This window comes from Saccharomonospora marina XMU15, assembly GCF_000244955.1.
Classification (GTDB): Bacteria; Actinomycetota; Actinomycetes; order Mycobacteriales; family Pseudonocardiaceae; genus Saccharomonospora_A; species Saccharomonospora_A marina.
This window is the reverse complement of the sequence record NZ_CM001439.1, coordinates 3,275,322-3,297,651: the sequence shown is the minus strand read 5'-3', so window position 1 is coordinate 3,297,651 and position 22,330 is coordinate 3,275,322. Positions and strand designations below refer to the sequence as shown.

At 69.9% G+C, this 22,330-nt stretch carries 22 protein-coding genes and 1 tRNA gene; 5 read left to right on the top strand and 18 right to left on the bottom strand.

Going from position 1 to position 22,330, the window contains the following annotated elements:
- Positions 1-11: 11 nt before the first annotated feature.
- Entirely contained in the window at positions 12-1,109 is a 1,098-nt protein-coding gene (locus tag SACMADRAFT_RS15515) for an ABC transporter ATP-binding protein (RefSeq protein WP_040925714.1), read from the bottom strand.
- 129 nt (positions 1,110-1,238) lie between these two features.
- On the opposite strand from SACMADRAFT_RS15515, the gene SACMADRAFT_RS15510 reads away from it, so the two are divergent.
- Positions 1,239-2,441, top strand: coding sequence for an ROK family protein (locus tag SACMADRAFT_RS15510; RefSeq protein ID WP_009154779.1), 1,203 nt, complete (start codon positions 1,239-1,241; stop codon positions 2,439-2,441).
- A gap of 36 nt (positions 2,442-2,477) precedes the next feature.
- Here SACMADRAFT_RS15510 and SACMADRAFT_RS15505 read toward each other — a convergent pair whose 3' ends face one another.
- The 10 genes from SACMADRAFT_RS15505 to SACMADRAFT_RS15460 all read right to left on the bottom strand — a co-directional run bounded on the left by SACMADRAFT_RS15505 (position 2,478) and on the right by SACMADRAFT_RS15460 (position 13,144).
- On the bottom strand, positions 2,478-3,104 hold the full coding sequence (locus SACMADRAFT_RS15505; protein WP_009154778.1) for an SRPBCC domain-containing protein: 627 nt from the start codon (positions 3,102-3,104) through the stop codon (positions 2,478-2,480).
- Positions 3,105-3,125: 21 nt separating this feature from the next.
- Entirely contained in the window at positions 3,126-3,473 is a 348-nt protein-coding gene (locus tag SACMADRAFT_RS15500) for a histidine triad nucleotide-binding protein (RefSeq protein ID WP_009154777.1), read from the bottom strand.
- Between the two features lie 137 nt (positions 3,474-3,610).
- Complete coding sequence (locus SACMADRAFT_RS15495; protein ID WP_009154776.1) at positions 3,611-3,961, bottom strand: histone-like nucleoid-structuring protein Lsr2; 351 nt, start codon at positions 3,959-3,961, stop codon at positions 3,611-3,613.
- A 163-nt stretch (positions 3,962-4,124) separates the two neighbouring features.
- Positions 4,125-4,964, bottom strand: coding sequence for an HAD-IIA family hydrolase (locus tag SACMADRAFT_RS15490; RefSeq protein WP_009154775.1), 840 nt, complete (start codon positions 4,962-4,964; stop codon positions 4,125-4,127).
- Entirely contained in the window at positions 4,951-6,420 is a 1,470-nt protein-coding gene (locus SACMADRAFT_RS15485; RefSeq protein ID WP_009154774.1) for a biotin carboxyl carrier protein, read from the bottom strand. The genes SACMADRAFT_RS15490 and SACMADRAFT_RS15485 overlap by 14 nt, the downstream gene beginning before the upstream one ends.
- Positions 6,413-7,813 (bottom strand): acetyl-CoA carboxylase biotin carboxylase subunit, encoded by a 1,401-nt coding sequence (locus tag SACMADRAFT_RS15480; protein WP_009154773.1) that lies wholly within the window; start codon positions 7,811-7,813, stop codon positions 6,413-6,415. Before SACMADRAFT_RS15480 ends, SACMADRAFT_RS15485 begins: the two co-directional genes overlap by 8 nt.
- Complete coding sequence (locus SACMADRAFT_RS15475) at positions 7,810-8,277, bottom strand: acetyl-CoA carboxylase biotin carboxyl carrier protein (RefSeq protein ID WP_009154772.1); 468 nt, start codon at positions 8,275-8,277, stop codon at positions 7,810-7,812. The genes SACMADRAFT_RS15480 and SACMADRAFT_RS15475 overlap by 4 nt, the downstream gene beginning before the upstream one ends.
- Positions 8,274-9,320, bottom strand: a complete 1,047-nt coding sequence (locus tag SACMADRAFT_RS15470) for a PEP/pyruvate-binding domain-containing protein (protein ID WP_009154771.1) — start codon at positions 9,318-9,320, stop codon at positions 8,274-8,276. Before SACMADRAFT_RS15470 ends, SACMADRAFT_RS15475 begins: the two co-directional genes overlap by 4 nt.
- Positions 9,317-11,134 (bottom strand): PEP-utilizing enzyme, encoded by a 1,818-nt coding sequence (locus tag SACMADRAFT_RS15465; protein ID WP_009154770.1) that lies wholly within the window; start codon positions 11,132-11,134, stop codon positions 9,317-9,319. Before SACMADRAFT_RS15465 ends, SACMADRAFT_RS15470 begins: the two co-directional genes overlap by 4 nt.
- A gap of 18 nt (positions 11,135-11,152) precedes the next feature.
- Complete coding sequence (locus SACMADRAFT_RS15460; protein WP_157617261.1) at positions 11,153-13,144, bottom strand: acetoacetate--CoA ligase; 1,992 nt, start codon at positions 13,142-13,144, stop codon at positions 11,153-11,155.
- Between the two features lie 87 nt (positions 13,145-13,231).
- On the opposite strand from SACMADRAFT_RS15460, the gene SACMADRAFT_RS15455 reads away from it, so the two are divergent.
- Entirely contained in the window at positions 13,232-14,038 is an 807-nt protein-coding gene (locus SACMADRAFT_RS15455) for a helix-turn-helix domain-containing protein (RefSeq protein WP_009154768.1), read from the top strand.
- Positions 14,039-14,067: 29 nt separating this feature from the next.
- Here SACMADRAFT_RS15455 and SACMADRAFT_RS15450 read toward each other — a convergent pair whose 3' ends face one another.
- The 3 genes from SACMADRAFT_RS15450 to SACMADRAFT_RS15440 all read right to left on the bottom strand — a co-directional run bounded on the left by SACMADRAFT_RS15450 (position 14,068) and on the right by SACMADRAFT_RS15440 (position 16,952).
- A complete protein-coding gene (locus tag SACMADRAFT_RS15450; RefSeq protein ID WP_009154767.1) occupies positions 14,068-15,336 on the bottom strand; it encodes an MFS transporter in 1,269 nt (422 codons plus the stop codon).
- On the bottom strand, positions 15,333-16,457 hold the full coding sequence (locus SACMADRAFT_RS15445) for a PLP-dependent cysteine synthase family protein (RefSeq protein WP_009154766.1): 1,125 nt from the start codon (positions 16,455-16,457) through the stop codon (positions 15,333-15,335). Before SACMADRAFT_RS15445 ends, SACMADRAFT_RS15450 begins: the two co-directional genes overlap by 4 nt.
- A gap of 117 nt (positions 16,458-16,574) precedes the next feature.
- Positions 16,575-16,952 carry a hypothetical protein gene (locus tag SACMADRAFT_RS15440; RefSeq protein ID WP_040925712.1) on the bottom strand — a complete coding sequence of 126 codons (378 nt, stop codon included), beginning with the start codon at positions 16,950-16,952 and terminating at the stop codon, positions 16,575-16,577.
- Positions 16,953-17,137: 185 nt separating this feature from the next.
- On the opposite strand from SACMADRAFT_RS15440, the gene SACMADRAFT_RS15435 reads away from it, so the two are divergent.
- Positions 17,138-17,767, top strand: a complete 630-nt coding sequence (locus SACMADRAFT_RS15435) for a class I SAM-dependent methyltransferase (RefSeq protein WP_009154765.1) — start codon at positions 17,138-17,140, stop codon at positions 17,765-17,767.
- Between the two features lie 63 nt (positions 17,768-17,830).
- The gene (locus SACMADRAFT_RS15430; protein ID WP_198285864.1) at positions 17,831-18,301 is read left to right on the top strand and encodes a rhodanese-like domain-containing protein; all 471 of its coding nucleotides are present in this window, start codon (positions 17,831-17,833) and stop codon (positions 18,299-18,301) included.
- Between the two features lie 28 nt (positions 18,302-18,329).
- Here the strand turns inward: SACMADRAFT_RS15430 and SACMADRAFT_RS15425 are convergent, their stop codons facing one another.
- Together SACMADRAFT_RS15425 and SACMADRAFT_RS15420 are read right to left on the bottom strand one after the other, a co-directional pair.
- A complete protein-coding gene (locus tag SACMADRAFT_RS15425) occupies positions 18,330-19,121 on the bottom strand; it encodes an MOSC domain-containing protein (protein WP_009154763.1) in 792 nt (263 codons plus the stop codon).
- Positions 19,122-19,181: 60 nt separating this feature from the next.
- Positions 19,182-20,504 carry a M20/M25/M40 family metallo-hydrolase gene (locus SACMADRAFT_RS15420; RefSeq protein ID WP_009154762.1) on the bottom strand — a complete coding sequence of 441 codons (1,323 nt, stop codon included), beginning with the start codon at positions 20,502-20,504 and terminating at the stop codon, positions 19,182-19,184.
- A 99-nt stretch (positions 20,505-20,603) separates the two neighbouring features.
- On the opposite strand from SACMADRAFT_RS15420, the gene SACMADRAFT_RS15415 reads away from it, so the two are divergent.
- Positions 20,604-20,690: transfer RNA gene (locus tag SACMADRAFT_RS15415), tRNA-Leu, on the top strand.
- A 134-nt stretch (positions 20,691-20,824) separates the two neighbouring features.
- Here the strand turns inward: SACMADRAFT_RS15415 and SACMADRAFT_RS15410 are convergent.
- Together SACMADRAFT_RS15410 and SACMADRAFT_RS29960 are read right to left on the bottom strand one after the other, a co-directional pair.
- Positions 20,825-21,982, bottom strand: coding sequence for an IS481 family transposase (locus SACMADRAFT_RS15410; RefSeq protein WP_009152324.1), 1,158 nt, complete (start codon positions 21,980-21,982; stop codon positions 20,825-20,827).
- 130 nt (positions 21,983-22,112) lie between these two features.
- On the bottom strand, positions 22,113-22,262 hold the full coding sequence (locus tag SACMADRAFT_RS29960; protein WP_009154761.1) for a hypothetical protein: 150 nt from the start codon (positions 22,260-22,262) through the stop codon (positions 22,113-22,115).
- Between the last annotated feature and the right edge of the window lie 68 nt (positions 22,263-22,330).

The following is a 22,330-nucleotide window of genomic DNA, read 5'->3' as shown; positions in this document are numbered from 1 at the left end:
TGACCCTGGGATCAGTCCAGTCGCTCGCCGGTGTTGGGGTCGAAGGTGTGAGCGGCCTCGGGGTCACGCAGTGTCACCCGCAGGACCTCGCCGAAGGACGGCGTCGAGTGCGCGTCGGTGCGCACGATGAAGCGCTCCTGGCTGCCGCCCACGTCCACCTTCCCGTACACGTAGGCGTCGGAGCCGAGCACCTCGACCAGCTCCACCCGCAGTTCCATGGCCGGTTCCGCCGCCGAGGCAGGGCGCAGCGACTCCGGCCGGATACCGACGGTGACCTCCCGCAGTCCGGCGGCCCGCTCACCGGCGAGCAGTTTCCTGTCCAACGGCACCGTAAGGCCGTCGAGTTGGGCGCCGGCGTCGGTGAGAGCCGCGGTGGTGAGGTTCATCGCGGGCGAGCCGATGAACCCGGCCACGAACACGTTGGCGGGCCGGTCGTAGAGCACGCGCGGTGTGTCGCACTGCTGCAGCACGCCGTCCTTGAGCACCGCCACCCGGTGGCCCATCGTCATGGCCTCGATCTGGTCGTGTGTGACGTACACCGTGGTGGTGCCGAGCCTCGCCTGCAGTGCCGTGATGTTGGCGCGCGTCTCCACCCGCAGCTTGGCATCCAGATTGGACAGCGGCTCGTCCATGAGGAACACCGCGGGCTCGCGCACGATCGCCCTTCCCATGGCCACGCGTTGGCGCTGGCCGCCGGAAAGCGCTTTTGGCTTGCGGTTGAGGTAGTCGGTGAGATCCAGCAGGCGTGCGGCCTCCTCGACCCGCCTGGCGATCTCCGCCTTGCCGATGCGCTTGATCTTCAACGCGAAGCCCATGTTCTCCGCGACCGTCATGTGCGGATACAGCGCGTAGGACTGGAAAACCATCGCGATGTCGCGGTTCTTCGGCGACACCGCCGTGACGTCGCGACCGCCGATGGTGATCACGCCCTCGTCGACGTCCTCCAGGCCCGCGAGCATGCGCAGGGCCGTGGATTTGCCGGAGCCGGACGGTCCCACGAGCACGAGGAACTCGCCGTCGGCGATGTCGAGGGAGAGCCCGTCCACCGCCCGTACCGGTGGGGTGCCGGGAAAGATTCGGGAGGCTTGCTGGAAGCGGACATCGGCCATGATGCGCTGGTCCTCTCCGCCCTCGGGTGGGCGCGTCGGGGGGACGTCGTGGCGCATGTCTATCCGAACCCGGGCCATGCTGGCTAGGGTTTGATAGTCTAGTGGACTTACTAATATCTGGGAGGCGGCGTGGAGCGCGGGATCCCGGCACGGCCGGTGCGGCAGCACGAGCACAACCTGGCCCTCGTCGCGGAACTCGTGGCCAGGCTCGGCCCGGTGTCGCGGGCCGGGCTGGCTCGGCACAGCGGCCTCACCAAGACCACGGTCACCCAGCTCGCCGGGGAGCTGCTCGACGGTGCGCTGCTGCGGGAGCTGGGTACCGGCCGGGCGAGGGGGCCAGGCAGGCCCGCCACCGACCTGGTGCTGAACTCGCTCGGCCCGGCTGGAATCGGGCTGCAGTTCGAGGCGGACCACGTCGCCGGATGCCTGGTGGACCTCACCGGGCGGGTGCGTGACCGTGCCGTCCGCCGTGCCGACGACCTGCGAGGCGACCCTGCGCTCGCGGGCAGAGCCGCCGAGGTGGTGCTGCGACGCCTGCTGCGCACCGCCGAAACCACCGGCAACGTCGTCGCCGGAGTGGTTGCCGCGGTGCCGGGTCGGATCGTCGACTCGTCGGTGGTGAACTCGGTGGAACTGGGGTGGCAGGACATCGATCTGGCCTGCCTGCTCGGTGACCGGCTGGCGGTGCTCGGCGGCGGGATCGCGGTGAGCGTGTACGGCTCCCACCAGCTCGCGGCCCTGGCCGAAACCTGGTTCGGTGCCGCGACGCGGCAGCAGCCGCTGCTCTACGTGGGTGGTGAACTCGGTCTCGGCGCCTGCGTGCTCACCGCAGCCACGGGCGTTGCGGCCGCGAAGCAGTCACCGGGCGACCTGGCCCACCTGCGGGTCCGGCGCGGCGGGCCACGCTGCTCGTGCGGCGGGCGGGGCTGCCTGGAGACGGTGGCGGGTTACCGGGCGATGCTGCGGGCAGCCGGATCGAGCACCGTCGCCACGTCGAGGTTGTGCGGCGGCGAAGGGCCACTGCCGGGGTTGCTCGCGTCGGGCGACCCGGCGGCCGTCGCGGCCGCCCGCACGGCGGCCCGCGCGCTCGGCCGCGCGCTCGGTGGCCCGGTCGCGTTGCTGGAACCCGGCGAGGTGGTGCTCGGCGGCAGGCTGGGCGCGCTCGGCGAGCCCTTCGCCGAGGAGGTACGCGCGGCACTGGCCCAGTGCTGTCCGGCAGCGGCGGCGCGAGTGCGTGCCTCCCAGCTGGGCGGCGACGCGGTGGCTCGCGCGGCGGCGGCCGTGGTGACCTCTGGCCTGCTCGCCGATCCCGCTGGTTGGCTGGCGCAGTGAACCGCTGACCCGGCGGTCGCCGAGGATCGCGCGGGCTCAGCCGGTGAGGTCGGGGGCGAACCGCCGCAGCGCCGCCGCGGCGGCCGCGCCGAGCTGCTCCTCGCCCGCCGCTCCGGCCGCTTCGGTGGCCTTCGCCCAGGCACTCACCGAATGCTGGCAAAAGGTCTGGACCTGCTGCGAGGAACGCCACGTGGCGGGATCACCCATCGGCTGGGCGCGGATGTGGCGCTCCAGAGCCAGGAACGCCACATCCCAGGCAGGCCCGCTGCGCAGGCAGTCCGCGACGGCGGGGTCCGCCGCGTGCACCAACTCGACGATCGTGGCCGCGCCCCCGGCTTCACCGCAGGCCTCGTCGGCGGCGAGTCGCACCTCGACGACATTGTGCTCGTCGCCCCACGACAGCCGCAGCAGGTGCGGGCGTTCGCATTCGAGGATCTCGCCGTCGGTCTCGCCCTCGACCTTGAAGTAGCCACCGGGACGCAGGTCGGCGGTGACGCCGGAAAACCAGCGGGCGAGCTCGTCGGGTTCGGTGACCGCCCGCCAGATGTCCTGGACGGCGGCGGGGAAGCGCCTGCGCAGCAGCACGCTGACCGCCTCGCCCGCGGCGGAGGCCGCCCGAACCTCCCGGTAGGTGGCGCTGAGCTGGTCGGCGATGTCGATCATCTGTTCTTCCCGTCGCAGGTCTCAGCCCGGTGGCCACGACATACGGCGCCCGCCGAGCACATGGCAGTGTGCGTGGAACACCGTCTGGTTGGCGTCGGCCCCGGTGTTGAACACGAGGCGGTATCCGGTGCTGTCGATGGCCGCGGCCTTGGCGGCCTCGGCCGCGGCGGCCAGCACCTCACCGGCGAGGCGCGGGTCGGCCGCGGCCATGGTGGCGGCGTCGGGGTAGTGCTCCTTGGGGATGACCAGCAGGTGGCTCGGCGCCTGCGGGTCGATGTCGGCGAACGCCAGCACGGTGTCGGTCTCGTGTACCACGGTCGCGGGCACGGTGCGGGCCACGATGCCGCAGAACAGGCAGTCTGTGCTCACACGTTCACTCTAAGGGCACACCCGCCCGGTCGCCGCCGACCTCGTGCGCGGCTTCACAACCGAACGTTTCACGACCGAACGTCGTGCCCGGACGGCACGACGAGGCGCTTTCCGGCTGTGCCCAGCGACTTCTTCGGTCAGCGGGCTTTGTGGTATGCGTCGGTGACCTCGGAAGGAATACGGCCTCGATCGGAAATGGCGTATCCGTTCTTGCGGGCCCAGGCGCGAATTGCCTGATTCTGTTCCCGCTCGGCGGAGGAGGAGCGACTCGACGCTTTCCCGTTGGAACGCCGCGACGGGGCACGCTTACGGCCACCCGCCTTACGCGCGTGAGCGATGTAGTGGGCCAGTGCCTCGCGCAACTCCTCGGCATTCTCCGAGGATAGGTCGATCTCGTAGCTCACGCCGTCCAGGCCGAACTGGATGGTCTCGTCGGCCTCGGAACCGTCCAGATCGTCCACGAGGGAGACAACAACCCGCTGCGCCACCAGTCCTCCTGTTTCAGCTGAGAATGAACGAATCCGAATTGCCCATCGCCTGCGCGGAGTGTACCCGACACCAGGTGCCGACTCGGCACGCCCCTTTTGCGTTCGGTGCGCGCCGATAGCGGAAAGCGACTCGTCGACTTCGGTGAAACCGCGCCGACTCCACTCAGCTTCGGGCGCGAAGGATCGAAAGCAGCCGCTGCACGCCGGGCAGCCGCAGGTGCGGTCGCCTGCCAGGCGGAAGGTCGGCGTACTCCTCGCCGCCGGAGACCCCGGTGTCCACCGCGATGGCCACCGCGCCGCCCCTGCGAGCCATGGGCGTCTCCAGCATCGGGTCGTCGCCGACCACCGCCACCGCGCGGGCGGGCAGTCCCAGCCGGTGACAGGCCGCACGGAGCGCGTGGGCCGAGGGCTTGCCGACGACCGTCACCCGAGCCCCGGTGACACTGCTGATCGCCGCGCAGAGCAACCGGGAGGTGCCCAGCGCCTTGCCGTCCGCGCTGGCGAAGAACACCGACTGCGAAGCGCTGTACAGGCTCGCCCCCTGCCACACCGCGTGGCAGGCGGCTTCGACGGTGTCCATCGTGAACTCCCGGTACCAGCCGACCAGCACCGCGTCGGCGGTGGGCCTGCCACGAGGCGGCAGCACCTCGATGCCCGCGTCGCGAAGCGGGTCGGCCAGCCCGTCGCCGCCGAGCACGACCACTCGCCGCTGCCCGCGTCGCAGCAACACCTCGACCGCGCTGCTGGCGGGAGTGAGCACCTCGTCGTCGCCGAACCCGAAGCCGAGTTCGGCGAGCAGCTTCGCGTAGCCGCCCGCGGTGCGCGTGGTGCCGTTGGTGAACACCACGAACGGGACTTCCCGCCTGCGCAGCCAGTCGATCAGCTCCAGCGCGCCGGGCAGCGGGCGTAGCCCGTTGTTGCGGCGGTCGCCGAGTACCAGCGTGCCGTCGAGGTCGAACAGGAATCCCTTGACCCGGTCCAGTTCGCTTTCAGCTGTGCTCACCGCGCAACTCCAGGTGGAAGTCGGGTTTGTCGACGACGAGGTCGGGCACGCTGGGCCTGCTCGCGAGTTCGCGCAGCAGCCGCAGCACCGGCGCCAGGTCGGGGTTGTAGTGCCGTTTCGCCGGGCCCGCCGCCACCATGGCGTCGACCTGTTCGCCCGGCATCGTCGCCCGCAACAGCAGTTCCTCGTCGCTGATGCGGCTGCCGAAGGTGCGGCGCAACTCCTGCGGTGTCGGCGGTGGTGGTTCGGCGGCGAGTTCCCTGGTTCTCGGCAGCGAATGGATCCGGTCGGCCACGTCGGGATCGATCGGGGTCGTCGGCCTGCCGAAGCTGCCGAGGGCGTAGCGGATGACCTGGTCGGACACCGTTTCCCAGCGCCGGCGCCCGATCACGTTGTACAGCGCCTGCGAGCACACCATCTGCGGGAACGGCGTCACCATGATCGGGTAGCCGAGTTCGGCCCTGACCCGGTCGACCTCGTCGATCACCGCGTCGAAGCGGTCCTGCAGGCCGAGTTCACGCAGCTGCCGCAGGGTGGTGGTCAGCACCCCGCCCGCGATCTGGTGCCGCAGGAAGGCGGCGTCGAACTGTTGCGGCGCCCCGGCGGGCAGGCCCTCGGCGGCGGCCATCCGGTGGAAGTAGTCGGCCGCCCTGTCCAGCAGCCGGTCGTCGAGGTCGACGGTGTGCCCCAGCTCGCGCAGGTTGGCGACGGTGCGCTGGGCGTCGGGAAGGGAGGAGCCGTTGGCCAGCGGTCCGCACGCCACGTGCAGCACCTCGACGCCGAGTTCGGCCGCGGCGAGATAGCTCAGTTGCGACAGCCCCAGGGTGCAGTGGGAGTGCAGCTCCAGCGGCTTGCCGCCCAGCCGCGCCCGCACCGAGGGGATCAACGTGCGTGCCCGTTCCGGGGTGAGCAGTCCGGCAGGGTCCTTGATGTACACGCGGTCGATCTCGGGCGTCTCGGCCAGTTGCTTGGCCAGGTTGGCGTAGAGCTGGTCGTCGTGCGCGTCGCTGACGGTGTAGACCAGCGCACCCATGATCTCCTCGGCGCCCGCCGCCCGGATCATGCTCGCCGTGCGCCGCATGGCGTCGATGTCGTGCATCGGGTCGAGCACCACGAACCGGCCGATACCGCACGCGACGAGCCGGTCGTAGGCCAGCCGCATCAGCTCCGGGTGCACGCTTTCCCACGAGATGAACCGGAACCCGGTGCCGATGAACTGCAACGGTGTGTTGGGCATCGCCTCGCGGGTGAGGCGGATGCGTTCCCAGGGATCTTCCTTGAAGGTGCGCACCGCGACGCCCATGTGCGTGCTTGAGGTGTAGTCCAGCGCGTGGAACCCGATCCGGTCCAGCAACGGCGCGATCTGCAGGATGCGGCCGGTGTTCAGCCCGGTCGCGCCCCACAGGCTCTGGTTGCCGTCCCGCAGCGACACGTCGACGATCCGCAGCTCAGCCATGGCCCATCCCCGCCAGGAAGCGGCCGAACCAGGCGGTGTCCACACCGCCCGCGACGAACGCCCGGTCCGCCACCACGGCCTCGTGCAGCCCGGTCGTCGTGCGCACACCCTCGACCCGGCAGCGCGCGAGGGCGTCGCGCAGCCGTCGCACCGCGGCCGCGCGGGTGGGCGCGTGCACGATCAGCTTGGCCAGCAGCGAATCGTAGAACGGCGGCACCTGCGAACCCGCCTGCACGTGGGTGTCGACGCGGATTCCCTCTCCCGCGGGCCATTCGGCGTGGCTGACGGTGCCAGGATGCGGTAGGAAGTCGTTGGTCCAGTCCTCGGCGTTGATCCGGCACTCGATCGCGTGCCCGCGCGGTGCCACCTCGGCCTGGGTCAACCGCAGCGGGTGGCCCTCGGCCACCGCGAGCTGCTCGGCGACAAGGTCGATGCCGGTGACGGCCTCGGTCACCGGATGCTCCACCTGGATACGCGCGTTCATCTCGAGGAAGTGGAAACTCCGCCGCCGGGTGTCCACCAGGAACTCCACGGTGCCCAGCCCGCGGTAGCCCAGCCGCTGTCCGAATCGCACGGCGGCGCGGTGCATCTCCTCGCGCAGCTGCTCGTCCAGCATGGGGGCGGGCGCCTCCTCGATGAGCTTCTGGTAGCGCCGCTGCACCGAGCAGTCCCTGGTGCCGAGGTGCACCACCCGCTCACCGTCGCCGAGCAACTGCACCTCCACGTGCCGCCCCGAGGCGATGAACCGTTCCAGGTACACGCGCGGGTCGCCGAACGCGGCCTGCGCCTCCGACATCGCCAGCTCCACGGTCGAGCGCAGTTCCGCGGGGTCGGTGACCCGCTTCATCCCGCGGCCGCCACCGCCGCCGACCGCTTTCACCAGCAGCGGAAAGCCGATGCGTTCGGCGAGTTCGGCCGCATCGGCCGACTCGGTCGACTCGCCGCCCGGCACCACCGGGATACCCGCGGCTTCGGCGTGCCCCCGGGCCCGCAGCTTGTCACCGACCGCGGCGAGTTGAGCGGGCGTGGCACCGACGAAGACGATCCCCGCGTCGCCGCACGCCCGCGCGAGCCGCTGGTTCTCCGAGAGGAAGCCGTACCCGGGGTGCACCGCCTGCGCGCCGCAGGCGACGGCGGCCGACACGACGGCCGACACGTCGAGGTAGCTGGCCGACGACGGCGGCGGGCCGAGCCGAACGGTCGCGTCGGCCAGCCGCGCGGGCAGTGAATCGGCGTCGGTGTCCGAGACCGCGAGCACCGCCTCGATCCCGAGTCGACGGCAGGTGCGGATGATCCTCGCGGCGATCTCTCCCCGGTTGGCGACGAGGACGCGCCGCAGTGGCCGCGCGGTCGCCGCGGTGCCCGTCTCGGTCCGGTGCCGCGCCGCCGTCATGAGCCGTCCGGATCGATCAGGACGAGCACGGCACCCTGCGCGGCGGATTCGGCGTTGCCGAGCCGGATCTCGGCGACCGTGCCCGCCGTGCCCGCGACCACGGAGTTCATCAGCTTCATCGTCTCGACGATGCCGACCACCGTGGTGTCCTCGACGCGGTCGCCCACCTCGACGAACGGTGCGGCGCCCGGCTTGGGCGCGCGGTAGAACGTGCCGGGCAGCGGCGCCCGCACCGGCACCAGACCGGGCGGCACCTGCTCGGCATCGCCCCGCTCGTGCCGCTGGGCCTGCTCACCTTCGGCCGCGTCGGCGTGCACCGTCGTGGTCCGCGTCCAGCCCCCGCCGTCGCGGCGCAGACTGAGACTGAACCGCGAGGTGCGCAGGTGCAGCTCAGCTACGGTGGTGCTGTCGATGAGTTCGAGGATGTCGCGCACGTCCTCGTCGGTCAGGTTGCCCGGATTCACGCGCCACCCCCGAGCAGGTCGAGCACGTGGTCGAACGCGCGGGCCTTGGGGACCGCGACCGGCGGCTGCTCCCTGGCAGCCCATACCGTTTCCGGCCTGCTCTGCAGCAGGAACACCTCGCCCGCTTCGGTGATGGCCCACTCGATGTCCTGCGGGCAGCCGAAATGCCGCTCGATCGCCCTGCCGAGGCGGACCAGTTCCCCGATCTCGCCGTCGGAAAGGCACGGCACCTCGCGCAACTCGGCAGGCACGTCGTCGGCGAGCACGCCGCTGCCGGAGGGGTCCATCCGGTGAAGCCGGAGCTTGGCGGGCACCGACCGGCTCAGTACCTCGCCGGTCACCTTGTTCACCACGAAGCTGTCCGGGGTGACGTCGCCGCTCACCAGCGCCGACCCCAGCCCCCAACAGCCCTCCACGGCGATCACCGAGCGGTCGCCGGTGAGCGGGCTGCGGGTGAACATCACCCCCGCCGCCTTCGGCTCCACCATCCGCTGCACCACCACGGCCATCGACAACCCGTCCTCCGGCAGCCCGCGGCGGCCGCGGTAGGTCAGCGACTCCGCGCTGTACAGGCTCGCCCAGCACCGCCGCACGGCGTCGCACACCGCCTGCTCGCCGCGCACCCACAGGTAGGTGTCCTGCAGGCCCGCGAAGCTGGCGTCGGCACCGTCCTCCGCGGTGGCGCTGGAGCGCACCGCCACCGGACCCGCGTCCAGTTCCCGGTAGTGCCGCCCGATCGCCTCGCGCACCGGCGGAGGCAGCGGCGCCGACTCCACCCGCCGCCGCAGCTTCGCCGCGGCGTCGGCCAGTGCGGTGGTGTCGTCGACGTCTCCCGCTGCCAGCCGCCGGGCCGTGGCACGAACAGAGTCGTCCACGGCCAGTTCGAACGCCGCCGTGGTGACCACGCAACCCGGAGGTACCTTGGCGCCTGCTCTGGTCAGCTCGCCCAGCCCGGCACCCTTGCCGCCCGCCCGGTCCACGTCGTGCTTGCCCAGCCGCATGAACTCGGCGACGTAGCGGGTGTGGTCGGTGCCGCCGCTCACGCCGCACCGTCCTCGAGGACGGTCACGATCCCTCGATCGCCGTCCACGCGAACGCGCTGCCCGGTGCGAAGCTTCTTCGTGGCGTTGCCGGTGCCGACCACCGCCGGCATGCCGTACTCCCTTGCGACGATCGCGGCGTGGGACATGGTGCCGCCGATGTCGGACACGGCGGCGGCGATCTTGCCGAACACCGGGCCCCAGCTCGGCGCCGTCACCGGGCACACCAGGACCTCGCCCTCGCGGACCTGACCGATGTCGTTGACGCTCATCAGCACCCGCGCGACACCCTCCACGACACCAGGTGCGGCCGCGTACCCGCTCACCGCGTCGTCGTCGTCGGCTCGCGCCCAGGCTTCGATCGTCTCGCTGGTGATGCCCCACAGCATCTTCACCGCGGGGTCGTTGAGCGCCTCCGGCACCGGCCCGAGCGCCGGTGGCGGCGACCACTCGCGCAGCGCCTCCAGCATCCGCTTGCGCTGCGCGACGATCGGTTTGAAGTGGTCGCCGCCTCGCGGTTTGCCGCCGCTGGACCAGGCGAGCATGACGTCGGCGAGTGCGGAGTCGATCTCGTTGTGGTGCAGCTGGAAGATGTCCTCGGCGGAGTCGAGGACGCCGTTGTCGCACAGCAGCTTTCCGAAGTCGCGGATGCGGTCGAAGAACTGCGTGGTGAACCAGTGCTCGCAGTAGAACTTGTGGTCCTCGACGTAGGGGAACACGACCCGGCACAGGCCGAGCATCTGGTCGAACGCGGCCCTTTCCTCGTCGCTGCCCAGCAGGTCGCGGTATTCGGCCGCGATGCGCTCGCGTTCCTGCTTGAGTTGCTCGGTGGGTCTGGACCGCAACTCGCCCTTGCGAGCCAGCTCCACGTAGCGGGGGAGCGCGGCGAAGGGCACCGTGAGGTCGTCGTTCCAGCTTCGGTGGTGGTGGTAGAAGCCGTCTCCGGTGGAGACGTTGAACCACGGCCGCTTGGCTTCCTCCAGCGCGGCGAGCCAGCGCGCACCGCCCTCGCCCCGGTTGCCGAGCGCGTCGAGCACCTTCGCCGGGTCGCATCCCTCCACGAACAGGTCGTCGACGCCGACCTCGACGGCGAGTGCGGCCAGCCGCTTCAACTCGTCGTCCGGCCGGTACATCACCACGTCGATGCCCGCCACCATGCGCGCCACCGTCTGGTCGGGGATCTCGGGGAAGGCCTGCTTGCAGAACTCGAAGAACACCACGTAGGCGCCGTAGCCGAGCATGAGGAACTCGGTGTGGTGGTGCCACATCTTGGAGAACAGGTCGATGCAGCGGTGGTAGTTCTCGCGCACGTAGTGGTTCTGCGCGATGCCGCGGGCCTGCGTCACCACTTCGGTGTCGTCGAACTCGGGCAGGGTGGGCACCTTGATGGACTCGATCTGGTCGATCAGGTCGGTGATGCGGTCCTTCCACTCGCCGAACAGCCGGTCCCAGTTGGCGTAGTAGTAGCCTGCCCGCTCGGTGAAGACCTCGTTGCGTCTGGCGATCTCGTCGGGATCGAGCACGGGGTTGGCCGTGATGTACACGCGGCCGTTGACGATGCGGTGTTCGATGCCGAGCGTGGTGGGGAAGGCGAACACCCTCGCCGTGTTGGCGCCGATCGCGGTGTAGGGCACCTCGGCGGTGATGGCGTCGAAGGCGGACAGCGGCTCGGGGAAGTGCATCGAGTTGTAGAACCAGAACCGCTGGTCGTCCTCCGGCTGGAAGCGGGTGAAGTAGGGGTACATCGACCGCCAGTTCTCCGCGCCCGGCACGTCACCGATCTGCGAGGGCAACGGGAATGCGCCTGCCTTGTTCATAGGTCTTCCCTTCGGCGATCAGTTGGGTTGGTTACGGGCGTACTCGACGAACGCGTCCAGCGCGGAGGGATCTGCCAGGGCGGAGCGGTCGGCCACCTGCTCCACCGGTTCGCCCTGCAGGATGCGGCGGACGGGGATCTCCAGCTTCTTGCCGGAGATCGTCATGGGGATCGCGGGAACGGCCACGATCTCGTCGGGAACGTGGCGGGGGGTACGGGTGTGCCGGAGTTGGTCGTTGATCTTCGCGCGTAACGCGTCATCCAGCACGGTGCCCTCCGTCAGCGTGACGAACAGCGGCATGTGGAACCCGCCGCCGGGGCGGTGCAGGTTCACCACAAGAGCATTGTCGATCTCGGCCAGCTCGTCCAGCGCCCGATAGATCTCCGCCGTGCCGATGCGCACACCGTGGCGGTTCAGGGTGGCGTCGGAGCGGCCGAGGACGAAGCAGCCACCCCGCTCGTTCACCAGGAAGAAGTCACCGTGGCGCCACACGCCGGGGAAGTGTTCGAAGTACGAGGCCCGGTAGCGGCTGCCGTCGTCGTCGCCCCAGAACCGCACCGGCATGGAGGGCAACGGCTCGGTGAGCACGAGCTCGCCGACCTGGCCGGTCACCGGCCTGCCGCTGTCGTCGAAGGCGTGGGCGGCCACGCCCAGGGAGCGCGCCTGGATCTCGCCCGCGCGCACCGGCAGTGTCGGCACCCCGCCGACGAACCCGGTGCAGCAGTCGGTGCCCCCGCTGCCGGTGGCGACCCACAACCGGCGTTTGACGTTGCGGTAGAACCACGCCGTGCACTCCGCCGAGACCGGCGACCCGGCGGGTACCACGGTGCGCAGCGCGGTCAGCTCGAACCGCTCACCCGGGGCCAGCCCCGCCCGGTCAATCAGGTCTACATAGGAGGGACTTGCCCCGAAGCAGCTGACCTCGGCCTCCTCGGCGAGCCGCCACAGCACGTCGACGTCCGGATGGGTGGGGCTGCCGTCGTAGAGCACCGGAACGGCACCCGCCAGCAACGAGCTCGCCAGGAAGTTCCACATCATCCAACCGGTGGTGCTGTAGAAGAACAACCGGTCGCCCTCGTGCAGATCCATGTGGAAGTGGTGCAGCTTCAACTGCTCGAGCAGGATGCCGCCGTGCCCGTGCACGATCGCCTTCGGCGGGCCCGTGGTGCCGGAGGAGAACAGTATCCACAGTGGATGGTCGAACGGAACCTGCTCGAAGCTGAACTCCTCCGCGCCGACGCCGGGGTGGTCGAGCAGCCGTTCCCAGTCGAGGGTGTCCGCGGGCACGGGTTGGTCGGGGTACAGGTAGCGCACCGACACGACGTGCCGTAACCCCGGCAGCGCACGCGCGAGCGCGCGGACCTCGTCGCGGCGGTCGCGCTCGACGCCGCCGTAGCGGTAGCCGTCGACGGCGAACAGCACGGTCGGCTCGAGTTGGCCGAACCGGTCGAGCGCGCCGGTCGCGCCGAAGTCGGGTGAGCAGGCGGCCCACACCGCGCCGATGCTGGTGGTCGCCAGCATGGCGATGAGCGTGTGCGGGATGTTCGGCAGGTAGGCCACCACCCGGTCACCGGGGCGCACACCCAGCTCACGAAGTCGGGTGGCCAGCACGCGCACCGCGCCCGCGAACTGCTGCCACGACATCGCACCCAGCGGCGTGTGCTCGCCCGCCCACAGCACGGCGGCACCGCCGCGGTGCTCCCCGGAAAGGGCGTGCTCGGCGTAGTTCAGCTCCGCGCCGGGAAACCATCGCGCCCCCGGCATCGAGCGATCCGCGAGGACGCACCGCGCCGGTGCCGACGCACGCACGCCGAAGTAGTCCCAGATCGACTGCCAGAACGCGGGTAGGTCCGACACCGACCACTCCCACAGCGCCGCGTAGTCGGCGAAACGCAACCCACGTTCACGTTCCAGCCACCGCAGGTAGGCGGTCAGGTGCGTGCGGTCGCGCCATGCCTGGTCCGGTTCCCACAGCAGCTCGCCCTCGGCCACCTCAGCACTGAGTCTCACCTGGTAACGGTCGCCAAGAGTCGGTGACCGGGGCAACACTTTCCTGCTAGTTTTTCGCAGCGTGAAAATTCCGGAGGGAGCGTCGCGATGCGGGAGTATCGGGTCAAGCCCGTGCGTTCGCTGGCGCGCGGCCTGCGGGTGCTGCGGGTGCTGCAGGAGATGCGTGCCGCCAGCCTGCACGACCTGCACCTGGCCACCGGGATCCCGAAGGCCTCGCTGACCCGCATTCTGCACACCTGCCACCGCGAGGGCCTGGTGTGGCAGCGGATGGCCGACGGTGCGTTCCTGCCGAGTCACATCCAGCAGCGCCGGGCCAAGATAGACGACGCCGAGTGGCTGGTGGAAATCGCCTCGCCGGTTCTGAAACGGCTGTGCGAACAGACCAGGTGGCCGTCGGTGTTGAGCGTGCCGCGGCTCGATTACATGGAGACGATCGAGACCAACAGCCCGCTTGCCTACTTCGACGACGTCATGGCGAAGCCGGTCGGGTTTCGCGTCAACATGCTGCGTTCGGCCTCGGGCCGGGCCTACCTCGCCTTCTGCGCGGACGAGGAACGTGAAGCGGTGCTGCGCAGGCTCCGCGAGCGGGACGTTGCAGGCCACGAACTCGCTCACGACGGCGAGCGGGTGCGGCGCATCGTCGAGCAGACGCGGCGGCGCGGGTACAGCGTGCGCGCGCCGGACTTCGGCGGCGACTACGGCAGGCCGCGCGCCGAGTCCGACGACGGCCGCAACTCCATCGCCGTGCCGCTGCGGGTGGCGGGACAGGTGCTCGGGTGCGTCAACCTGACCTGGCGACTACGGGTGATGTCGGCCAAGGAGGCCGCCCGCAGGCACCTGCCGGAGCTGCGGGCGGCGGTGCGGGAGATCGAGGAGGAAGCCGCGCGGTCCTGACCCGGCGGGCGCGCGGCGGCAAGGGCCGTTCAGTTCGTCGCGGCCGGATTCGCATCGGGAGCCGCCGCCAGCTTCCAGCTCCGCTCGAGGCCGGCCAGCGCGAGCACGCAACCGGCGCCGATGAGGATCAGCCCGGCCCAGACGAGCTGCGGCACTCCAGCCTGCCTGGTCAGGTCGAAGATCGTGCCGGTGAACAGGTTGCCGAGCATGATGCCGACTCCGACGACCGTGTTGTAGCAGCCGTAGTGAGTGGCGACGAGCCGCTCGCCCGACAGCCGCACGATGGTGTCCATCTCGAAGGGGAACACCGCGACGGTGCCGAGCGCCAGCAGGGCCGCCGACAGCAGTACGGCCGCCACGGCGGGTACGGGACCGAGCACGTCGCCGTCCGGCACCAGCAGCAACGGCACGAACGCGCCGGACAGCAGCGCCATCCCGGCGACGATGCTTCGAGCGGGCCCGTATCGCCTGCCGAACCATTGGGTCACCCGCAGTTGCCCGAAGACGGCGACCGCGCCCGACACGACGAACAGCGAGGTCACCAGCGCGGTGCCGACCGTTCCCGAGCCCGCGACGGCACGCACCTGCAGCGGCAGCGCCAGGTACACCTGGAACGACAGCACGTAGGAGCCGATCATGGCCAGGCCGAACAGCAGGAACGGGCGGTTGCCGAGGACGGTGCGCCACTGCGAAAGCACCGAGCCGCGAGCCGTCGAGGCCGCCACATCCTGCCGGGGAAGTGACCGCAGTTGCAGGACCGTCAGCGCGGCGAACACCACGGCCCCCACCAGGCAGGTGACCCGGAAGTCGAGTGCGGTCAGCGCGAGCCCGAACAGCGGGCCGAGCAGGATGCCGCCCTGGTAGAAGGTGTTGAACAGCGCGAACGCCTCCACCCTTCGCTCACCCGCGTCGGCGGCGAGGTATGCGCGCACCGCGGGGTTGAACAGCGCCCCGGCGAACCCGGTCGCGGCGGAGGCGACCACCAGCGCGGGCAGGGTGTCCGCGACGGCCAGCAGGGCGAACCCGCCGGTCCGCAACAGGCATCCGGCGACTATCAGCGGCTTGCAGCCGAACCGGTCGGCCAGTGTCCCGCCGAGCAGGAACATGCCCTGTTGCGAGAAGTTGCGCACGCCCAGCACCAGGCCGATGGCCCAGGTGGCGAGGCCGAGCGGGCCCGCCAGGTAGCCGGCGAGGTAGGGCATCAGCATGTAGAAGCCCACGTTGATGCCGAACTGGTTGATCATCAACAGTTTGCTCGGCCGGTCGAACGTGGCGAACCGGCTGGCGAGTGTCTTCATGCCCGGGCCCCTCGGGTCGCGGTCGGGTCGGTGATCCGGGTGCACCGGGTCCAGCGGTCGACGGCGCGCTCCCACGGGCAGGCGAGAGTGTCCGGTTCGGACGGTGGTTCGGTCGTGAGCAGACCGTGTTCGGCGCAGTAGCTGTCGTTGTAGACGGTGTCGAAGTAGCGGTACGGCCCGTCGGGGAACACCGCGGCGATCCTGGTGTCCGGATCACAACGCCGGGCGAGCCAGCGCGCGACGAGCGCGACGGCGCCCACACTCCAGCCTCCGCAGGCGTGGTGGGTGGCGGCGAGCCTTCGGCATGCCCAGACGGCTTCCCTCGGGGCGACCCAGTGCACCTCGTCGAAGGCCGGGTAGTCGACGTTGCGCGGGTGGATGCTCGATCCCAGCCCGCGCATCAGCCGTGGCGCGGCGGGTTGACCGAAGATCGTGGAGCCCACCGTGTCCACGCCGACGAGGCGAAGGTGTGGGCAGAACTCGCGTAGTACCCGCGCGATGCCCGCCGAGTGGCCGCCCGTGCCCACCGAGCACACGAGCACGTCCACCCGGCCCAGCTGGGCGATCAGCTCCATCGCCAGTGCCGCGTAACCGTCCACATTGTCTGGATTCTCGTACTGGTCCGGACACCAGGAGCCCGGGGAGCTCTCCAGTAGTTGCCGGACCCGTTCTCGCCTGGCTTGCTGCCAACCGCCGACCGGATGCGCAGCCGCCACCAGTTCGACCCTGGCTCCGTACGCGGCCAGCATGTGCCGCACGATCGGCTCCATCCCGGGATCGGTGACCAGGGTGACGGGGTGGGAGTGGACGATGCCCGCCAGCGCCAGCCCGAGGCCGAGCGTGCCGCTGGTGGATTCGACGATCAGCGCGCCCGGCGCGAGCTCGCCGCGTTGCCTGGCCTTGGACACCATGTGCAGGGCCGGGCGGTCCTTCATGCCACCGGGGTTGGCGCCCTCCAGTTTCGCCCAGAATCCGCGGCTGGAGCCGGTGAATGCCTCCCCGACCCACAACACGGGCGTGTTGCCGACCACGGTAGCCGGTGTTGGGCAGCGAGCGGCTGTGGTGAGGAGCTGAGCTGGTGACGGTCGCACCGTGCGTGCGCCGATGAGCGTGTGGTTCATCGCTGTTTTCGATCTCTTTCGGACAGGCTGCGATCTCGCCGACGTGCGGCCGAGTACGGACGGAAGTGGACGTGTCGGCGTGGGCACGCTTGGGCACGCACCGGCACACGGGCGGTGTCAGGTCCGAGAGACGCAGAGATCGAGGAGTATGGCGCGCCCGGAGCCGCTGCTCGCGCGACCGCCGTGGCGCGCTTGCGATGGCGGTGCGGGCCGAGGGTCGGCCGCCCGCGAAGCCGTGGCGAGGGCAGGCTCCGGTGAGCCCGGCGTGCCGGGCGCGTCATCGGGCCGTGGCGGGGCGTGCACGGACGCGGCGGGGACGTGCGGTTCGTCGGGATGATCGTCGTGGTGGCAGTCGCCGTGCCCGGTGCCCGCCGCTTCCAGGCTGGTCAGCTGTAGTGAACCGGGGACTGCTTGCTCGCCGTGACCGTCCGGCATGGCGAACGGTACGTGTAGCAGGAGGAAGGCCAGCAGCGCGGCGAGAGCCGTGACCACCACGAGGCGTCGGTCACGATGCGCTTCGGATCGGCTTCCCACGGTTACAGGACGGTAGCAGCAGCGGTGATCGCGCGCCGAACCGGCACGGTCGCCGGTCCCTTTCGTGGTGGCCGCTCCGTCGCCTGGTACGAAGGGACGGCGCGCCCGGGGGTCGGTTCACGGGCGGATGAAAGGAAGGCTGATCGATGGCTTCGGGCAGTGACCTCGAGCGGCTGCGTCGGTACTGGGACCGCAACTCCCGCGGTTACGACAGGCAGATGGACTTCTTCGACCGCAAGCTGTTCGGTGACACCCGGCAGTGGGCCTGCGCGCGGGCGACCGGGGAGGTGCTGGAGGTCGCGATCGGCACCGGGCTCAACCTGTCGTTCTATCCCGACAACGTGCGGCTGACCGGGATCGACTTCAGCCCCGGGATGCTCGCGTACGCGCGTCGCCGTGCCGACGACCTCGGTCGCCAGGTGCGGTTGCTGGTCGAGGACGCGCAGCGGCTGGATCTCCCCGACGCCTCGTTCGACACCGTGGTGAGCACCTTCGCGCTGTGCGGGATTCCCGACGAGCGGGCGGCGGTGGCCGAGATGGTGCGCGTGCTGCGCCCCGGCGGCCTGCTGGTGCTCGCCGACCACGTGAGGAGCACCTCGCGGCCTGCGCGCGCGGTCCAGTTCCTGCTGGACGCGGTGATGGTGCCGATCGGCGGGGAGCATTTCCGCAGGCGACCGATCGAGCACGTGCGCGAGCACGACGTCACCGTCGAGGCACACGAGCGGTTCAAACTGGGCATCGTCGAGCGACTCGCGGCCCGCAAGGCGCAGCGGTGAACCGTCCCGCCGCGCCTACCCAAACCACTATGCGCCATAGTAGTGGGTATGGACAGTCCAACCGTGGCAACGACCCGAGCTGATCGCGGTCGCCGACGGGCGCTTCGCGGCGGCGCCCGGTTGCTCGTGCTCGCAGCCGTCGCGTTGCTCGGCGTGGCCGGATGCGGCTCGGTGGAGCAGGGATCCGCGCCGACGACCACTGCGGGGAGCGGGCCCGCGAGGCTGCTCGCGCCCGAGGAGTTCGCGGCCGCGATCGCCGAGCCGGAGCGCGTCACCATCAACGTCCACGTGCCCTTCGAGGGGACGTTGCCCGACACCGACCTGGCCATCCCGTTCGACCAGATCGAAAGCCGGCAGGCCCGGTTGCCCTCCGACCGTGCCACGCCCATCGCCGTCTACTGCATGAGCGGTTCGATGAGTGCGGAGGCGGCGCGCACCCTGGCGGGGCTTGGCTTCACCGACGTCGTCGATCTCGAAGGCGGCATGCTCGCCTGGCAGCGAAGCGGCCGTGAGGTGTCCTCCTCGGCCGGGTGACTCGCACCCGACGTTTCACCGGTGGCGGTCAGGACCCGGGCAGCAGCACGCTGTCCTTCGGCCGCAGCGTGCCGCCGCTGACGACCTCGGCGTACACGCCGCACTCGAGATGGCCGTACTCGCGGGTGAGCAGCTTCGGCACGTTCAGGTCGCGGCGGGCGGTGTCGGGGTCGACAGCCGTGGCCGCGCACCGATTGATACCCAGCACCACGCGCAGCGTCAGCTCACCGGCGCGGATCTCCTCGCCGACGAGGTCGCGTTCTGCCCACGGGGCAAGGCCGTCGACGTAGATGTTGGCGCGGAACCGCAGCGGGTTCACCGGTTTGCCGATCCTGTCCCGGAGATCTCGCACCGACGCCAGGTTGATGATCGAGACGGCGTTCATCATGGCGTCCGAGCGATCGGCCACGTCGGTGAATCGCCTGCCCTCGACGTGGGCGAACACCGGCGCCCGCTGTGGTGTGCGGTCGAGTACCTCCGCGAAGAACCGCGCCACTTCGGCACGCCCGGCCTCGGATCGCAGGTCGGCCGAAAGCGCCTCCCGGCCCTGCCTGCTGACCCGCAGCAGCCCGCTGCCGGAATCGAAGTCGGTGGTGACACCCGCGAGTGAGGCGTCCTTGGCGAGCATGAAGAACTCCGTCTTCGGCAGCGGCTCGGCCATGCCGGGCCGGTAGCGGCCCTCCGGGCGGGCCAGTGCGAACTCGCGGTCTCCGGGAAAGCCCTGCCCGGCGCGCAGTGCCACCTCCGGCAGCGGCTGCGGGCTGAGCCCCTTGATCGGGTAGACGAACAGGTTCTCGACGTGTCCGGGAGATTGGGTCACTTCCGGTACGATACCCGGCGCGGGCCAGGGCTTCGCCGTACTTTCCAGTTCGCGGCGGACTCAGCAGGAGCGGAAGAAGCGGTCGAGCACGCGGGTGCCGAACCGAAGCGCCTCCACCGGAACCCGTTCGTCCACCCCGTGGAACAGCGCCGAGAAATCCAGGTCCGCAGGCAGCCGCAGCGGAGCGAAGCCGAAGTTGCGGATGCCCAGCTTCTGGAACGCCTTGGCGTCGGTTCCGCCGGAGAGCATGTACGGCAGGGTGCGGGCACCGGGGTCCTCGGCGACGACGGCGGCCGTCATGGCGTCCACCAGCGCTCCGTCGAAGGTGGTCTCCACGGGCGGCAGTTCCATCCACTCGCGCTCGATGTCGGGGCCGAGCAGTTCGTCCAGTTCGCGGTCGAAGGCCTCCAGCCTGCCGGGCAGGATGCGGCAGTCCACCGCCGCCTCGGCGGTGGAGGGGATGACGTTGGACTTGTAGCCCGCGGTGAGCATCGTCGGGTTGGCGGTGTCGCGCAGCGTCGCGCCGATCATCCGGGAGATGTTGCCGAGCTTGGCGACCGCGCCGTCGAGGTCGTCCTCGGGGAAGTCCCAGCCGGTGATGTCGGTGACCCCGGCGAGGAACTCGCGCACCGAGTCGGTTAGCACCAGCGGGAAGCGGTGGTTGCCCAGCGTGGCGACCGCCTCGGCCAGCTTCGTGACCGCGTTGTCCCGATGGATCATCGAGCCGTGGCCCGCCGTGCCTCGCACCCGCAGCTTCATCCAGCGGATACCCTTCTCCGCCGTCTCGATCAGGTAGGCGCGCATGTTGTCACGCAACGTGATGGAGAAGCCGCCGACCTCGCTGATCGCCTCGGTGACGCCCTCGAACAGGTCCGGGCGGTTGTCCACGAGCCACTGCGCTCCGTACTTGCCACCGGCCTCCTCGTCGGCGAGGAAGGCGAACACGATGTCGCGTGGCGGCACGATCCCGTGGCGCTTGTAGTGCCTGGCCAGCGCCAGCGTCATGCCGACCATGTCCTTCATGTCGACGGCGCCGCGGCCCCACACGTAGCCGTCCTGGACCGCCCCGGAGAACGGGTGCACCGACCACTCGGAGGCGTCGGCGGGTACCACGTCGAGGTGGCCGTGCACCAGCAGCGCGCCCCTGCTGGGGTCGGACCCGGGCAGCCGGGCGATCACGTTGTGCCTGTCCCTGCCGCCCGATTCGACGTAGCTGATCTCGTAGCCGACCTCGGTGAGCCGCTCGGCAACATACTCGGCGGCGGCCCGCTCACCGGTCACCGTTTCGGGGTCGCCGGTGTTGGTGGTGTCGATGCGGATCAACTCGCTGGTCAGCGTCACCGCCTCTGCTTCGGCGGCCTCGATGGGGCTCGGTGTGCTCACCCGGTATTCCTACCATTGATGCAGGTGAGGCTGATGGGGCGGCGTGGGCCACCCCCGGTGCGTCGCCGAGGGCGCGTCCGCTACGCTGTTTCGCAGCAAGTCCGAGTGGCGGAATGGCAGACGCGCTAGCTTGAGGTGCTAGTGCCCGTAAAGGGCGTGGGGGTTCAAGTCCCCCCTCGGACACCATGTCCTGAGTCGCGACATCGTTTGCGGACGAGTCGCGGCTCAGGATTTTTTTGTGGGTTCGTTTCGTGGGGTTGTGGGGTGGGTGGTGTGTCGCGGCATCGTTGACGGGTGTGTCGCGACATGGTTGACGGTGGTTAGCGTTTTTTGGGTTGGTAGTGCTTGGTTGGGTCGATGGTGTGTTCGGCGATGATTTGGCCGGTGTCGGCGTTGCTGACGGTGGTGTTGCGGTCGTGGATGAGTATCAGTACGGGTGTGCCGATGTGGGCTCTGCCGATGCCGAGGTGGCGGAGTTGTCCGGCGTAGCGTAGGGAGATTTTTCCGTTCTTGTCGACGCGGTCGGTGCGGGTGCGCCATTCGGGTTGTGGGGTGTGGGTTGGGGTGGCTTTCGGGAGTGCGGTGTAGGCGCGCTCGGGGGTGCGGCGGCCGATGGAGCGGTGGGGGCGGGCGGTGTTGTACCAGGTTCTGAACTCGTTGAGCATCGTCTGGAGTTGCTCGGTGGTGTCGGGTAGTCGGCGGGCGGTGAGCCAGCGTTTGAGGGTTTGGTGGAAGCGTTCGATCTTGCCTTGGGTTTGGGGGTGTCCGGGGGAGCCGTTCTTCTGGATGATGCCGTGGGCTGTGAGGAGTTTTTCGAATCCGCCGCGGGCGCCTTTGTGGCGTGCCAGTCGGGTGGTGAACACGAGCCCGTTGTCGGTCAGTGTCGAGTAGGGCGGCCCGTATGTGCTGATCAGGTGGGACATCGCCGTAGTGACGTCTGCGCCGGTGAAGGCGGTCGCTGCGTGGATCTGGAGCAGGAATCGTGCGTGGTCGTCGAGGAAGTCGAGGATCTCGATGCGGGTGCCGTTGGCGAGGTTCCAGTGGGTGATGTCGGCTTGCCAGCATTCGTTGGGCAGGTCTGCTTCGAAGCGGATGTAGGAGCTGCGGGGGCGCTTGTTCGGGGCGGGGGTGATCAGGCCGGCGGTGTGGAGGGTGCGGCGGATCGTGGAGGTCGAGGGGGCGAGGTGTCCGTCTCGCTCGAGGTGCCAGGCGATGGTGATCGGGCCGGCGTCAGCGCCGGCAGCGGTGAGCTCGCGGCGTAGTTCGATGATGCGTTCGGTCACTGCCGGTGGTGTCGTGCCGGGGCGGGTCTTCGGGGCGCGGGAGCGGGGTTCGAGGCCTGCGGGGCCTTCGGTGTCGTAACGGGCGAGGAGGGTATGGACCCATTGACGGGTCACGCCGTAGCGCGTGGCTGCTTCGGCATGGGTGAGGCCTTGTTCGCGGACAGCGCGGGCGATGACGAGGTTCTTCGGTTTCACGCCCTATCGTGACCGCCCGCCAGGTGTCAACGATGTCACGACTCACCGGTCAACGATCATACCGAGCCTGTGTCAAGCCTGCCGCGACTCACCTGTCAACGATCAACCGCGACATCACCGCACATCGACGTCAACGATGTCCTGAAACCAGACACCCCCTCGGACACCATGTGTCCTGAGTCGCGACATCGTTTGCGGACGAGTCGGCCTGCGCGAGCAACTGCTCCGCCAGCTTCTTCGGATCCATGTCATCGGTCACAGGGTCCAGTGTTTCGGTCATGATCGATCCTTCCCGCCAAGCTCACGCTCGGCGTGTCAGACCAAGATCAGATCCACCGATGTTCGGAC